The 15,007-nt window shown below is 50.3% G+C and carries 10 protein-coding genes; 8 read left to right on the forward strand and 2 right to left on the reverse strand.

The window, feature by feature from the left end; genetic code table 11:
* Positions 1-82: 82 nt before the first annotated feature.
* A complete protein-coding gene (locus B7982_RS05760) occupies positions 83-781 on the forward strand; it encodes a hypothetical protein (RefSeq protein ID WP_088659924.1) in 699 nt (232 codons plus the stop codon).
* Positions 778-1,605 carry an ABC transporter ATP-binding protein gene (locus B7982_RS05765; protein WP_088659925.1) on the forward strand — a complete coding sequence of 276 codons (828 nt, stop codon included), beginning with the start codon at positions 778-780 and terminating at the stop codon, positions 1,603-1,605. Before B7982_RS05760 ends, B7982_RS05765 begins: the two co-directional genes overlap by 4 nt.
* 17 nt (positions 1,606-1,622) lie before the next feature.
* On the opposite strand, the gene B7982_RS05770 is transcribed toward B7982_RS05765, so the two are convergent.
* Complete coding sequence (locus tag B7982_RS05770) at positions 1,623-3,554, reverse strand: BamA/TamA family outer membrane protein (RefSeq protein ID WP_088659926.1); 1,932 nt, start codon at positions 3,552-3,554, stop codon at positions 1,623-1,625.
* Positions 3,551-7,522 carry a hypothetical protein gene (locus B7982_RS05775; protein WP_233138387.1) on the reverse strand — a complete coding sequence of 1,324 codons (3,972 nt, stop codon included), beginning with the start codon at positions 7,520-7,522 and terminating at the stop codon, positions 3,551-3,553. The genes B7982_RS05770 and B7982_RS05775 overlap by 4 nt, the downstream gene beginning before the upstream one ends.
* Positions 7,523-7,756: 234 nt before the next feature.
* Between B7982_RS05775 and B7982_RS05780 the strand changes: the two genes are divergently transcribed.
* The 6 genes from B7982_RS05780 to B7982_RS05805 all read left to right on the forward strand — a co-directional run bounded on the left by B7982_RS05780 (position 7,757) and on the right by B7982_RS05805 (position 15,003).
* On the forward strand, positions 7,757-9,838 hold the full coding sequence (locus tag B7982_RS05780) for a peptidyl-prolyl cis-trans isomerase (protein WP_088659928.1): 2,082 nt from the start codon (positions 7,757-7,759) through the stop codon (positions 9,836-9,838).
* 42 nt (positions 9,839-9,880) lie between these two features.
* The gene (gene ndk / locus B7982_RS05785; RefSeq protein ID WP_014547101.1) at positions 9,881-10,333 is read left to right on the forward strand and encodes a nucleoside-diphosphate kinase; all 453 of its coding nucleotides are present in this window, start codon (positions 9,881-9,883) and stop codon (positions 10,331-10,333) included.
* A 40-nt stretch (positions 10,334-10,373) separates the two neighbouring features.
* Positions 10,374-11,222 carry a succinate dehydrogenase cytochrome b subunit gene (locus tag B7982_RS05790; RefSeq protein ID WP_088659929.1) on the forward strand — a complete coding sequence of 283 codons (849 nt, stop codon included), beginning with the start codon at positions 10,374-10,376 and terminating at the stop codon, positions 11,220-11,222.
* Positions 11,223-11,233: 11 nt separating this feature from the next.
* On the forward strand, positions 11,234-13,147 hold the full coding sequence (locus B7982_RS05795; RefSeq protein ID WP_014547103.1) for a fumarate reductase/succinate dehydrogenase flavoprotein subunit: 1,914 nt from the start codon (positions 11,234-11,236) through the stop codon (positions 13,145-13,147).
* Positions 13,147-13,923, forward strand: a complete 777-nt coding sequence (locus tag B7982_RS05800; protein WP_014547104.1) for a succinate dehydrogenase/fumarate reductase iron-sulfur subunit — start codon at positions 13,147-13,149, stop codon at positions 13,921-13,923. The genes B7982_RS05795 and B7982_RS05800 overlap by 1 nt, the downstream gene beginning before the upstream one ends.
* A gap of 288 nt (positions 13,924-14,211) precedes the next feature.
* Positions 14,212-15,003: an amino acid ABC transporter substrate-binding protein gene (locus B7982_RS05805; RefSeq protein WP_088659930.1), complete on the forward strand. Its 792-nt coding sequence runs from the start codon at positions 14,212-14,214 to the stop codon at positions 15,001-15,003.
* Positions 15,004-15,007 lie beyond the last annotated feature (4 nt).

The raw sequence follows: 15,007 nt of genomic DNA on the forward strand, positions 1-15,007 counted from the left end.
GCTGATTTTATTACAAAACTTTCGTCTTTCGTCTTTCGTCTTTCGTCTAAAAACTATCTTTGTATCATAAACACGAGGTTTTATGCAGTCCTGGACCGAAATCAAGAATATTGAAAACCCCACAGAAGAACAGCAGCTTGAAGCGATTAAGCTGAACTGGTATGCCATCAGTCTTATCCAGAACCCGACTGAAACAGTGCAAAAGGCTGCATTTGAAAAAAATGAGCAGGCCATCCTTTACGTGAAATGTGGTCCGTGCGAAGCTTTAAAGCAGGCGCTGAACGCCATGGACGAGGTCAAGTTCCTCGCTGCGTTCAAGGCCGAACCGAACTTGCTCAAGTTTATTACGAATCCGGTACTTCTCAAGGCTGCGGTATCGCAGGACTGGCGCATTGTCCGTAAGATCGATGGCGCTTCCGATGACCTTTGGGCCGAGGCCGTTCGTCAGAGCGCGGATGCATTGAAGTTTATTCATAACCCAGGCGAAAAAGTGCTCGTCGCCGCTGTTGAACGCGACTGGAAGTACATCCAGGAAATCGAAGTCCCGACGGCGGCTGTCGTTGTGGCTGCGGTCAAGCAGGACTACCATGCGTTTGAATACGTGAGCATCCGCCGCCGTACAGAACCGGTGCAGCTCGCTGCCGTCCGCACGGACTGGCGTTGCATCCAGTACTTGCAGCGTGCTAGCGAAAAGGTGCAGATGGAAGCGGTCAAGGCTTCTAAGGATGCCCTCAAGCTTATCAAGAATCCGGCTCCTGCTGTTAAGGAATTCTGCGCGTGATTGAACTCGATTCGGTGACATTCCGTTATCCGAAATCCACGGCAGATGCTCTGTCTAATATTTCTCTCAATATCCCGCAAGGGAGCTTCTTTGCGCTGATTGGCCCGAATGGGGCCGGCAAGACGACTTTGTTGCGCTTGCTTTGCGGGCGCTTAGGCGCTTTCAAGGGCACTGTTAAAATTGACGAGTCCTTGCGCAATTCTGCGGGATTTCTGAATGCCGAAAAGTACGGTGTGCTTCTTGAAAATCCGGGCGTTTATCCGAAACTTTCCATCAAGGAATACCTCCAGTATTTTACAGGCTTTTATGGCTTTGGCGCAGAGGATTGGCGCGAAAATGGAGACCTGCTAGAGCGCTGCAACTCTTTTGCTGAACGCCTCAAGTTGCCGCCTCTCGACAAACGTTTGGAAACGCTTTCACTCGGAAACCGCCAAAAAGTGCAGATTGTCCGTGCGCTTTTGCATAGCCCGAAGCTTTTGATTCTCGACGAGCCTGTTGCAAATCTCGATCCGATTTCAAGAGATACGGTTTGGCAATTGCTTGACGAATGGCGCAAAGAAGAAAACGGAACGGCTATTGTCTGTTCTCATGTGCTTGCTGAAATGGACCAGTGGGCAACGGATTTTGCCATTATCGACTGCGGTCGCGTTTTGAAAAGTGGGCGAGTTGCCGATGTCGGTGCCGATACCACTTCGTTTAAGATAAATGCAACTGGCACGACTCTAGAACAAATTTGTTCTGCTCTTGCTGCCGCAGGAATCTCCGCAGACGTTAATCTCGAACACACAAGCCTTTCAAAGCTTTATCGTTCGATAATTCAGTAAATAGCGGTGCTACCGCTTTAGAATGCCTGTGAAAGGTCGAAGTCGAATCGCTTCCAGGCAAAACCTTCTGACTTGTGCCAGTTGGTCAATCCTTTTTTAAATGCATAGTCTAGGCGGAACGTCAAGAACTGCCAATGGTAACGGATTCCCAGGCCTAGGCTTCCGTCCTGCTTGCGCTTGTAAATGTCGTCCTTGATGTCTTTTACCAAAGCCCAGTCACAGAACTGCACGATTTGCCATGCTCTCAAAGATTTCCATGGTAGAGTCCAGCGAAGTTCTTCGTTGATTCGGTAATACATTGGGGTTAATGCGGTGTACTTGACGACTGTGGTGTCAATTTCCTGGGTTTCGCTATTTTCTTTATAGAAGTTCCTTTCGTAACCGGCGTAAATGCTGCGGAAATCGAAACCGCGGACAGAACGGGAACCACCCTGGTAGAATACGCGGGCGTCATCTTCGATGGCCGTGTTGAAGAAACTGCCGATGCTTCCGCTAAGCGCTCCGTAAAAAGTCCAAAATAGCGGTATGTATAGATTGAGCGTTCCTTCGCTATAGGTGTAGATATGCCCATCTTCGTAGGGGGAGGGGTCGTAATATTCGCTATTGTTTTTATTTTGAATAAAGTTTGTCCCTAAGCCGACGGTCGGCATAAAGCGGATACCCTTTGTCGGGTTGAAGTAATCGTCGGTATAGTCGAATGTCAAACCGATTTCGCCTTTGAGCTTGAAAAGCTTGTCTTCGTTTTTGTTCACGTATCGCGTATCAATCGTTCCGCGGAATTTGACATTGTTTGTAATGCCGAATGTCAAGTCACCACGGTTGATGATTTCGTAGCGCTCTTCAACGCTATCGGGGTATGCAGGCGGGTTGATTTTTTCGTGATTGAACGATAGGCGGTCTACAAAGCGGATGGCGGTCGGAATGAACGTGAATGCCGTACCGAACAGAAGCGGGTTTGCGTAACCAAGAGTGATTTCTTGTTTGTGCTGTGCAATTTGGACGCTTGTTGAAAATTCGTGGAACTTGCCAAAAAAGTTCTTGTGGTCGGCATACGCCATGGCGCCGAAACCGTAGATTTCTTCAAAGAAAAATCCATAGCGGGCCTCGCCAGGGACGCGTTCGATAACATCCAGGTGCACGTCCGAAAGTCCATCTTCTCGGAGTTCATCGTTTAACTTTACCTGGGTAAATAACTGGGTGGAATAGAGCTTGTTCTTAAAGCTGAAATACTGGTTACCGTCAATGATTTCGCCATGAGGGATGCGCCAGAGCGAAGATAGCCAGGATGTGTCTGTTAGCCCTTGCTCGGGTGTCTGCTTTCTTTCGTTCTTGTTGATGACGCGCTGCGTTGTGGTAATGATGTTACCCATCAAAACTTTAGGGCCTGGGTTCACGTTGATGATAACGTTTATTTGCTTTGCCGTTGTATCGACGTGTTCTTCAGAAGAAATGTAAACGTGCAAGTTGCCTTGTTTGCGGTACGCTTTCTGGATTTCCTGGAGGTCTTCAGAAATGTCTTCCTGGTTGTAATACTGGTGCTTGGTAATCTTGAGTGTTGCGAGGTCTATAGGGATAGGCTCATCGCCAGAAGAAATAATTTTGGCGTCGTTGAATCGGTAACAGTCGCCTTCGCTAACGGTGATGCTGTAGGTTCGTTGGATATGTCCGTTAGACAATGGCTCACGAAGAATTTCCATTTTCAGGTCTAGGCTGAAATAGCCGCGTGAAAAGTATAGCGCACGAACGTTTTCCGAAGAAAGTCTCATCAAGAAGTCTTGCTTGATCGTATCGAGCTGCCCGAATTCATCAGGAATGTCAAGTTGCTCGTTCAGCTGGAACTTCGAGAAAATCTTGTTTCCGTTTATCGTGACCGACCATGGATTTTTGTCGTCTGCGTCGGCAAATGCTAGTGAAGAGAAAAACAATAATGCACAAATCAGTAGAATCATTTTGCTTTCTCCGTGGACTGCTTTTCGCTAGTATTTTCTTCCGAGGTCTTTCCCGTAGATTTTTTCTCGTCCGACTTCTTTTCGTTCTTCTGCTCTATAGATTCCGGGTCGTTAGGCTGCAACATCGCCTTGGGCGGGCGTACCGTTTCGCAGTGGCCAATGCCCAAGATGCAGGGGTTCCAGAACTTGTACGTATAGTTCATGCCGATGTTCTTTTCGACACGATGCTCGTTATTGCTTTCGGCACCCGTGTTGGACTGGTACTGTTTCGAAATCAGGAGGCCGTTAAGCGAGAGGGACGGAGAGAAATGGTTCTTGTGCGAGTATTCCTTGCCTTGGAATACAGGGAGCGTATAGGAGGCACCGAACTGGAGTGCTTGTGTCGATGTCTCGCTTTGTTCCTGGGTGTAGCCAAAAATCAGGCTCAAGTTCTTGACCCAGCGGTCAAGCGAAATCGGAACCTTGAAATAAGAGGAGTCCTTTTCGTTGCCGGAGTTGTCGAACAACATCACCTTCATGTCGATATCGCCGATGTAGTCGCCACCAAGTGTCTTGTTGGCCGTAGAAGAGATGAACTTGCCAATCGCGCGGCCCGCAAGCTTGTTCCAGTCTGTCGAACCGTCCGATTCTGTAGCAACGCAGCCCAAGAAGATATTGCGGTATGTATCTGCAGCTGTCGCTTCTGTTCCGCAGTTGGAACTTGGATTTGGTTGCGGGTTTGTAATCGTTCCCTGAATGTCTAGGTTGATGGGGCAGGTTTCTTTTTCGTTTTCACTAGATTCTGTACAATAGGGGAGTTCCTGCGTGCTCGAAACGTCGATGATGCCGTGCTGCCACGGAACATCGTTCCAGGAAAGGCTGAACGTGTTCAGTTCAAATTCATAGAGGTCCTTGACGCCAATAAAGCCGTTGTCTGCATTGGTGACGTCACCGCGCAAGAGCGGTCTTGTCGTCGTGCCGAGAACCCAAATATCAAGTGTCAGCGGGAATGTGGCGAACGGCGTGATGATTTCGACGGAGTCGCTCTGGGAATCGCTTATATGGAACGACAGGTCGATGGGGCTCGATACAGAAATCTTGGCTTCGGTCTTTTCCTTGTTGCGGAGGTTTGCTATGGCATTGTTTACGAGCGACAAAAGCTTGTCGAGCGAGCTCGGGGTGATTTCGATGTCCAGGTCCTTCCTATAGACGAGCTTGTCTATGATGAAGTTGCCGCTCACGCTCTTGTTCTTGATTTGTCTGTCTTTCGTATGCGGGATATTGAGTGTGATATCGCTTTTTCCGGTGAGGTTTGCCGTACCGAACGTTTCGTCGTTAAACTTATACTGAATCGATGGAATGTTTGCGACGAGAGACATCTGGTCTTCGGAATCTTCCAGATGGCTCGTGACGTTACGCAAGGTGACGATGTGGTTGTCGGTTTCGAGCGTGTAGCGTTCGGTGCTGATATCGATAGCTTCAAGTCTCGAAGTCTTCAAATCATAAAGCAAAGTTGCAAGTATCAGGTCGCCGCGGTCGTTCTGCGTCGAAATCTCGTTGATGGCGAGCAAGCCTTCTTTAAGATCGCCTCTGACGCGGAGCGGGAAATCCATGGGAAGTGTCCCGTAACGGACGATGGTGGAGTCGGACCAAAGCGTTGCTGCAATTCCCGGCAGACCTTCGCGGAGCTTGGCCTGCACGTCTATCCTCATGTCGGTCTTTTCAATTTCAGCACGGGTTTCTGGGATGAGCCATGTACCGCCGAGCTTGATGGAACCTATGAAATCGAGATCGTTGTTGATTGAACCTGCCCCCTTGATAAAGCCACCATTGGGGCTATTGTAGGTCAGGTGGACCTGCCTTGTCGTGTCGAAAACGTCATCGACGACGATATTCGTGATGCCGGTCCACACGCCGTTCATAATATCGAAGTTGGTCAGCAGTTCAACCTTGTTCTTGTTGGCCGAAACATTCAGTTGCTTGAGGTTCAAAAGCTCCGGAGGAATGTTTGTAAAGCTCAAGTCCTTGAACTCGATGTTTCCAAGCAAGCCGGCTTCTTCGTTGAAAGAAATCTCGCCGTTGAAACTACCCGAAGCAAGAGTTGTATCGCCAAGCGGTTCCAAAAGAATCGGCAAGTTGAAGTCTTGTGCCGAGGCCCAGGAATGCAGAACCTGGATGGGGAGCATGGCGGTTGGCTTAAAGTCCGGGTTCGAATCGTTCGGCAAAACGAACGACGCTTCCATGGCGACCTTGTTGCTGTTGTGCGTGAATACCGCTGTATCGACAATTACAGTATCGCCAATTTCTCTAATCTTTGTGTGCCCGTGTACGATAAACGGCTCCACATTGCCGTCGATATCAAGCTCTGCTACGCCGACTCTGGAATCGAGATTGTAATCGATTGTACCTGTGACTGTACCCTTGAGCTTGTCGTTGAGCTCGATGTCCGAGAACGGAATTGTTGAAATTTCGGCGTGGTCCGCCTGTGCCCAGACGAGGAGCGAATCACCGACATGCACAATGGTTTCTGCTGAGCCACCGTTCTTTTGCTTCAGGCGCCAGGAGGTGTGGAGCGTGGGCTCGTGGTAGTCGACATCGCCATTGATGGAAATTTCTTCGACAGGGGTGTAGATGGTTGCCTTCGGAAAATCGATGTATTTACGGCCGAGGTCAAGCACTAGCTGCAGTCGTAGCGAGTCTGCCTTGAAGTGGTATGCGTTGATGATGGAATCAACCTTTAAGTAAGCGCGTAACTTGTTGTTCTGGAAAGATCCGATAATCTTTGGGTTCTTTCCGATTTCGACGTTCCCTTTGACCCAGTCTAGCGCCCACGGTTCCATGGCGGAAAGGTTTGCCGCAAAGAACACCTTCAGGCTATCCTTCGTCTTGACGTGAGCCCTGACGACAGAGCCTTCGCGGGTTTCGATGGAGGCGTCTATGTCGTCGCCCGTTTTTGTAATCGACTGGATGTCCATGTCCATCGGCATCATCTGGGGACCGTACATGGCGCTCATGTATGCAATTTCACCCGAAAAGTCAAAGTCCAGCTTGTCGTTGATGACGCCGTCGAGATTGATGTGCCCGCCTTCGTTGTTGCGGAATGCAGATTCAATGTTGGTCTGCTTTGGTGAACCGTAGACTTTGATGGTGGCGTCGAGCGGTAAGAACGGCCAAAACTCGCCGATATGCGTCTTGAGCGTAAAGTTGTACTGTAGCGTCTTCTTGGTGAGCGACGTCGAAACGTTTCCGTTCAGGTTCAGGTTGCTGATTCCCGGGATGGACTTCGAAAGCTTCATCGGGGCCCACTTGAGCGGTTCCTTGACACTTATGTTTGTCGATGCCTTGAGCTGGGTGAGGTCGTTCTTGGGGGCTGTCGCACTTAAAGCCACATGGTCGTTTGCTGTCTTGATGTTCCCGTTTACGATGAGATTCTTGTCTGCAAAGTCTACGTCGAGCTGGAGCGATGCCGCATCCTTTATATATGTACCTTCGATGCTGTCGGCGCTAAACGTGACGTTTTTTTGCCCGACATTCTGTAGATGGATGTTCTGGACTTTCCATCCCATGTCTCCCATGGTAAAGTCAAGCTTTCCCAAATTGAATTTTACCGGGAACGGGATGCGAATCTTTTCAGGAAATTCTATCGGCTCTAGCGCTTTTGTGGTATCCTTGCTTGCTGGCTTGCTCGTCGCGGTGTCCGGAACGAAATTTGCAGACACTTCGTCTGCTTCGAGGAGGATTCCCCTATTTTCACCAAACGGTGTAATGTCGAGGTGCGGTCCGCGGACCATGTAGGTTGATAGCCCTTGTTCGACCTTGATGGAATCGTAAAAGTGCTCGAGAAGATTGTTTTGGCGGTGCCCGTAGGGGGTGAGAGTCACGTTCCCGAACGTGTGCGGGGACGAAAGAAGTTCTTCGATGGCAAAATGAACATACCAGACGCCGACTGCTACGGCGCCCACGATAGCCGTCGTTATGGCGGCTTTCACAAAGAAAATCGATAGTATGCTCTTCAAGTGCCCCTAATATAGATAATGTTGGTGTTTATTAAATGTATGCTTACGTGGAACTTACGCTTGAACGTATATAGAACTGTAAATTATTATTTATTTAGAATAAAGTAATTGTAGGGCAAATTTCATTTCTAGCAACTAAAGACTAATAACTAGTATCTATTAACAAAAAATTTGTTATATTCACGCACACATATTCATGAGGACTTTATGAAAAAAGCTTTGCTTGTGTTTTGTTCTTTCTGCGCCCTGGTTTTCTCGGGTTGCAATTCCATTGGAGACAAGGATACTCTCGTTGCCAGGGTGAATGGCGAACCGATTTTCAAGGAAGACTACGCCTTCATGATGCGTGTGGGGAACATCGTCCCGAATACGGAACAGATGAGAAAAGCCTCTAGCTCCCTTTTCAGCCGCAAGGCTCTTTATACGGTGGCGCTCCAGAAGAATCCTGAACTGAAGGAACAACTCGCGGCCCACAATGAGGCTCTCGAAAACTACCTCCTCACGTTCGTGTATCAGCGCCTCTATACGATGGACCGCCTGATGTACACCGACGATGAACTTGCCTTCTATTACGACAAGCACCGTGACCAGTTTGCCGATTCGCTTTCCTACATGAATCTTCGCGACAAGGTGGCCGATGCAAAGTATATCGAGTCCAATTACGATTCCCTGAAATCCTATGCTTTCTTGCACAGGAGCTTGGACGATTCTACGGGTGAAGTCAAGATTACATACGACATCAAGGAACGTTTTGTCTCGGACCATCGCCAACGGATTGTTCGTGAAACGGGACCGGCTCTCCTGAAAAAGTACAACATTCAGGAAACTGAAATCCAGATGCCTTCTGCGGATGCCTATTACGAAAATCACAAGAACTTGTATATGACTCCGGGTGGCTTTGTGGTCTACCACGTGGAATCTGCGGACTCTGCTAAGTTGGCCAAACGCTTTAAGGGTAAAAAGATGGACCTCAAGGCTTTCATGAAGATTGCGTCCAAGTTTAGCGAAAACAAGGACACAAAGGCCGCTAAGGGCTTTGTCGGTAAGGTTGTTCATGGCCATCCGCTTCCGTATGGTATAGGCTTTGTCCCGAATATGTTTGTCGCTCTTGACACCTTGAAAGATGGAGCTATTTCCTCGGTGATCAAGTCTGAATCTACGGGCCGTTATCATGTGTTCTACCGCGAGTCCGTTGTTCAGCCGGAACAGAAACCGCTTGATCGCGTACGCAAGAGCATTGAACATGATTTGGCGACAACCGCTAATTACGAACTCGATTCGAACTATGTGCTCGTCACGAAAAATGGCGAACCCGCTATCCGTGAAAAGGATGTCCTTGCTGTATACAATGATAATGGGATGATGGTCCGTTCTCGCAGAACTCATGACCAGGTCGTTAAATCCCTTGCTCTTCAGCTTGCTTTTGCTGCCGAAGCCCGCGAAGTCGGACTCGACCACACTTGGGAATATCGCGCCCTCAAGCGCCAGAGCGATGTCGACTACATCATCAAGATGTACAGGATGAAGGTCCTTAACCACATCGTGGTTCCGGAAGACTCTCTCAAGGCCCTCTACGAACGTATGGGCAATCCGGCACACCCGACTTTGACGTATGAACAGTCCCGTTCTGAGCTCAGCGACTGGTTTGAAATCCCTGAAAATCTCATGAAGAGAACGTATTACTACGCCGAAGAAGACTACCTCCCGAAAACCTACGAAGAGGCTAAGAATCAGGTGTTTGAAACGGCTTACCTGGTGTTCCGTTCTGGCCGTTGGGACAAGGAAGTCGTGACCTCCTGGGGTACCGCCAAGGTGGATCTCTTTGCTGACAACATAACGCTTTTGCCGCAGGAATGGTCTGTGGAATTTGCCATGAAGTCTGCTGATTCTCTTTATACGCAGGCCAAGAGCCTCGAAAAGGCTTACCTAGCCTGGTCTGGAATTCGTGAACGCTATGTGGATATCGATTCTGTGGCGAAGAAGGCTACGTTCGAACTTGCCCATGTCTATAGCGATAGGGAAGAGTACGACAAGGCCCAGCGCGAATACAGGGCTTTCTACCGCACATGGCCGGATTCTCCGGATGCTGAAAAGGCTATGTTCAGTCGCGGCTTCATTCTGAACGAGAATTTGCACAAGGATGCTGAAGCGCTCAAGGTCTTTGAAGAATTCAAGAAGCTCTACCCGAAGAGCGACCTTACCGAATCTGTCGATTGGCTTGTCCAGAACATCAAGAGCAACGGCAAACTCGCCGATGATTTGATGAAGAAAATCGAAGCGGAAGAGTAAAAAATCTATATTTCTCACATCTTTAACTTAAAAGGTACTACTATGGAAATGACATTTGCAATGATCAAGCCGAACGCTGTCAAGTCTGGCTTGGTTGGTCGTATTATCGATCGCTACATCAGTGCCGGTCTCTCTGTCTGCGCCGTCAAGATGCACCAGATGACCTCCGAAGATGCACGCGGTTTCTACGCTGAACACGTCGAAAAGCCGTTCTTCCCGGAACTCGAAGCCTACATGACCAAGGGCCCGTCCGTGATGCTTGCTCTCGGTGGCGAAAACGCAATTGCAAAGGTCCGCGCCATTAACGGTGCTACCAATCCGGCCAAGGCGGAACCGGGTACCCTCCGCTACGATTTTGCTCCTTCCATGACCGAAAACGTCGTTCACAGCTCCGATAGTCCGGCTTCTGCAGAACGCGAACTCGACTTCTGGTTCAAGAAGGAAGAACGCTACGCTTACGAAATGCCTTCTCTCAAGGCCTGCTGCGTCCTCTAATTTTTAACAATAAAACCATCCTTCTAAGGAGTAGACTCAAATGCAATGGATCATCAAGTATCTTACCTCGTCCATTGGTAAGAAGCAGATCATGGGATGCACTGGCGCCTTCTTGGCTCTGTTCATCTTTGGCCACATGTGTGGTAACTTCCAGCTCTTGAACTTCGACCAGGCTGCGGCACAGGCGTCCTACAACGCTTATACCGAATTCCTGACCGGATTCAACCCGCTCCACTTCCCGGTGAAGATGATTTACCTCATCGAACTGGTACTCGTGGCTGCCTTTGCCATTCACATCTTCCTCGCTGTTACGCTGAAGATTGAAAACAAGAAGGCTCGTGGCGGAATCGAATACGAAGTCAACGCACGCAAGGGCAAGAAGACTTTCGCAACCTTCACCATGATCTGGTCTGGTCTCTTCATTGTTGGCTTCCTCATCCAGCACCTCATGATGCTCAAGTTCGGCGAACACTACCTCTATGTGAACGACAAGGGCGAAATCATTCGCGACATGTGGCTCACCACGATCCAGATGTTTGCAAATCCGGGTTGGGCTGCTTTCTATGTTGTTAGCATGTTCGTCATCGGTATGCACCTCTTCCACGCCATCTCCTCTGCATTCCAGACGATGGGTATCGCTCACCAGAAGTGGACCCCGATTATCGACATCGCCGGTATCGTTTATAGCGTCGTCGTTGCTCTTGGCTTCGGCATCACCGCTGTTGCCTCTTACTACCTCGCTAACCAGCCTGAAACCCAGGCCCTCATCGAAAAGTCCCGTAGCCTCCAGCCGCAGTACGAACAGCAGAAGAAGGCCAAGGCCGACAAGGCTGCTTTCGTCATTCCGTCTGTTGGCGAAGTACAAGTTTCTTTCAATATTGAAAAGTAAGGAGCCCACTAATGATTCTTGATTCTAAAATCCCCGGTGGTTCCATCGAAGAAAAGTGGACCAAGCACAAGTTCGAACTCAAACTCGTTAACCCGGCCAACAAGCGCAAGTTCACGGTCATCGTCGTGGGTACTGGCCTTGCTGGTGCTTCTGCTGCCGCATCCCTCGGTGAACTTGGTTACAACGTAAAGTCTTTCTGCATTCAGGATAGCCCGCGCCGTGCACACTCCATTGCAGCCCAGGGCGGTATCAACGCAGCAAAGAACTACAAAAACGATGGCGACTCCGTTTATCGTTTGTTCTACGATACCGTTAAGGGTGGTGACTTCCGTGCTCGCGAAGCTAACGTGCACCGCTTGGCAGAAAACTCCAACCTCATCATCGACCAGTGCGTCGCTCAGGGCGTTCCGTTCGGTCGTGAATACGGTGGCCTTTTGGACAACCGCTCTTTCGGCGGTACGCAGGTTTCCCGTACGTTCTATGCTCGTGGTCAGACGGGTCAGCAGCTCCTCCTCGGTGCATACCAGGCTCTCATGCGTCAGGTTGCCGCCGGTAAGGTGAAGATGTTCCCGCGTCGCGAAATGATGGACCTCGTCGTGATCGACGGCAAGGCTCGCGGTATCATCGTCCGTAACCTCATCACTGGCGAACTCGAAAGCCACGTTGCAGACGCTGTCTGCCTTTGCACTGGTGGTTATGGTAACGTCTACTACCTCTCCACGAACGCTCAGGGTTCCAACGTCACGGCTGCATTCCGTGCTTACAAGCGCGGCGCTTTGTTCGCTAACCCCTGCTACACGCAGATTCACCCGACTTGCATTCCGCGTCATGGCGACCTTCAGTCCAAGCTCACCTTGATGAGTGAATCCCTCCGTAACGACGGTCGTATTTGGGTTCCGCGCAAGGCTGGCGACACCCGTTCTCCGGACCAGATCCCGGAAGAAGAACGTTACTACTACCTCGAAGAAAAGTACCCGAGCTTCGGTAACCTCGTCCCGCGTGACGTGGCATCCCGTAACGCCAAGCAGGTCTGCGACGCAGGTCTCGGCGTGGGTAACACCAAGCAGGCTGTGTACCTCGACTTCGCCGACGCTATCCAGCGTATGGGCGTTGCAGGTGTCTCTGCCAAGTACGGCAACCTCTTCCAGATGTACGAAAAGATCACAGACGAAGACCCGTACAAGGTCCCGATGCGCATCTTCCCGGCTATCCACTACACCATGGGTGGCCTCTGGGTTGACTATGATTTGATGTCCACCATCCCGGGTTGCTTCGTTCTCGGTGAAGCAAACTTCTCCGACCACGGTGCAAACCGCCTCGGTGCATCTGCTCTTATGCAGGGCCTCTCCGACGGTTACTTCGTGATTCCGTTCACCATCGGTGGCTACTTCGCAGGTACCAAGCTCGAAAAGGTCTCTGAATCCGATGCCGCCTTCGAAGACTGCAAGAAGCAGACCGAAGAACGCATCCACAAGCTCCTCTCCATCAAGGGTCACCGCACTGTTAACGATATCCATCGTGAACTCGGTAACATCATGTGGGAATACGTTGGCATGGCTCGTAACGAAGCCGGCCTCAAGACGGCTCTCGAAAAGATTCCGGCACTCCGTCAGGAATTCTGGGAAAACGTCAACGTGCTCGGCTCCGAAGGTTCCTTCAACCAGAACCTCGAACGTGCTGGCCGCGTTGCTGACTTCCTCGAATTCGCCGAAGTCCTCACTCTCGACGCTCTCCATCGTAAAGAATCTTGCGGTGGCCACTTCCGTGAAGAAAGCCAGACTCCGGAAGGCGAAGCAAAGCGCGATGACGAAAACTTCTGCTACGTCGGTGCTTGGGAATACAAGGGCGACGGTATCGCACCGGAACTCTCCAAGGAACCTCTTACCTTTGATAACGTCCACCTTGCTACTAGGAGCTACAAATAATGAGCGGACTGAATTTGACTTTGAAGATTTGGCGTCAGAAGGATGCCAAGACCAAGGGACAGTTCGAAACTGTCAAGATCAACGATGTTTCTCCGGACATGTCCTTCTTGGAAATGCTCGACATTGTGAACGAAGAACAGATGAAGCAGGGCAAGGAAGGCTTCGCTTTCGACCACGACTGCCGCGAAGGTATCTGTGGTATGTGCTCTCTCGTCATCAACGGTATGCCGCACGGTCCTGACCATGCAACGACTACCTGCCAGCTTCACATGCGTAAGTTCAAGGATGGCGACACCATCGTGATCGAACCGTGGCGCGCTGCTGCATTCCCGGTTATCCGTGACTGCGCTGTCGACCGTACCGCATTCGACCGCATCATCCAGGCTGGCGGCTTTGTTTCCGTCAACACCGGTGCTGCTCCTGAAGCATCCACGATTCCGGTTCCGAAGGCTGATGCCGACCGCGCATTCGACGCTGCCGCTTGCATTGGTTGCGGTGCTTGCGTCGCTGCATGTAAGAACGCCTCTGCTATGCTCTTCGTCTCTGCTAAGGTTTCTCACCTCAGCTTCTTGCCGCAGGGCAAGGTCGAAGCCAAGAAGCGCGTTTTGGCCATGGTCGCCCAGATGGACAAGGAAGGCTTCGGCAACTGCACGAACCTTTACGAATGCCAGGCTGCCTGCCCGAAGGGTATCACCGTCGATTACATCGCCAAGATGAACCGCGAATACCTCGGCGCAACAGTCACTTACGCCGAAAAGGTTTACGGAAAGGATTAATAAGTTCACTGAGCTTGCCGAAGTGAACTGAATAGTCGGTTCGGCAGGCTCACCGACCTTTCCTGTGTCATCCTGGAGGGGCGTAGCCCCGATAGGATCCAAGGCATTAAAAGGGACCGCAGCGATGCGGCCCTTTTTTGTATGTAAACTGCAATTGTCCAAAATTCTCGTGAAAAGGTCATTTTTTCGGGATATCTCTGAAAGAAATTGTAGCCTGATGGCATTTGCGGCGCCTTATAACCACTCTCTTTCCTATATTTCCATCAGAAATTAAAAAAGGAATCTAAAATGAAAAAGATTTTTGCAATTCTTGCGACGGTAGCTTGCGCCGCTGTATTCTCTGCTTGTAACGACCAGAAGGCTGAAACGAAGACTGCTGCAGATGACTCCTTCAACAAGGTCAAGGCGGCAGGTGTGTTCGTGCTTGGCCTCGACGATTCTTTCCCGCCGATGGGTTTCCGCGACAAGGACAACAACATCGTGGGCTTTGATATTGACCTCGCGACAGAAGTTTGCGCTCGTTTGGGCATCAAGCTCAAGACGCAGCCGATTTCCTGGGACGCCAAGGAACAGGAACTGAATACCGGCAAGATTGACTGCATCTGGAACGGCATGAGTGTTGATTCTGATCGCGCTAGGGTCATGAACTTGAGCGATGCATACCTCAAGAACCGCATGATTTTCACGGTGAAGGACAAGGCTATCACGAACCTCGCTGCTCTCGCTGGCAAGAAGATTGCCGTGCAGAACGGTTCTACCGCCCAGAAGCTTTTGGACGCTTCCGATGCTGGTAAGGCTGCCAAGGAAATCGTTCCGTTTGACGACAACCAGACGGCTCTCATGGATTTGGACAAGGGCGGTGTTGATGCCGTGTTCCTGGACGAAATCGTGGCCAAGTACTGGATTGTGACGAACGCGAAGGACTACACGGTGCTCGAGGAAGGCCTCTCCGACGAAGTCTACGCTGTGGGTTTCCGCAAGAAGGACCAGGCTCTCCGTGACTCTGTGAATAATGTCCTCGCTGCAATGAAAAAAGACGGCAAGTTCGCTGAAATCTCTGCGAAGTGGTTCGGCAAGTAATTTT

Origin of the sequence: Fibrobacter sp. UWB2 (assembly GCF_002210425.1) — a bacterium.
Classification (GTDB): domain Bacteria; phylum Fibrobacterota; class Fibrobacteria; order Fibrobacterales; family Fibrobacteraceae; genus Fibrobacter; species Fibrobacter elongatus.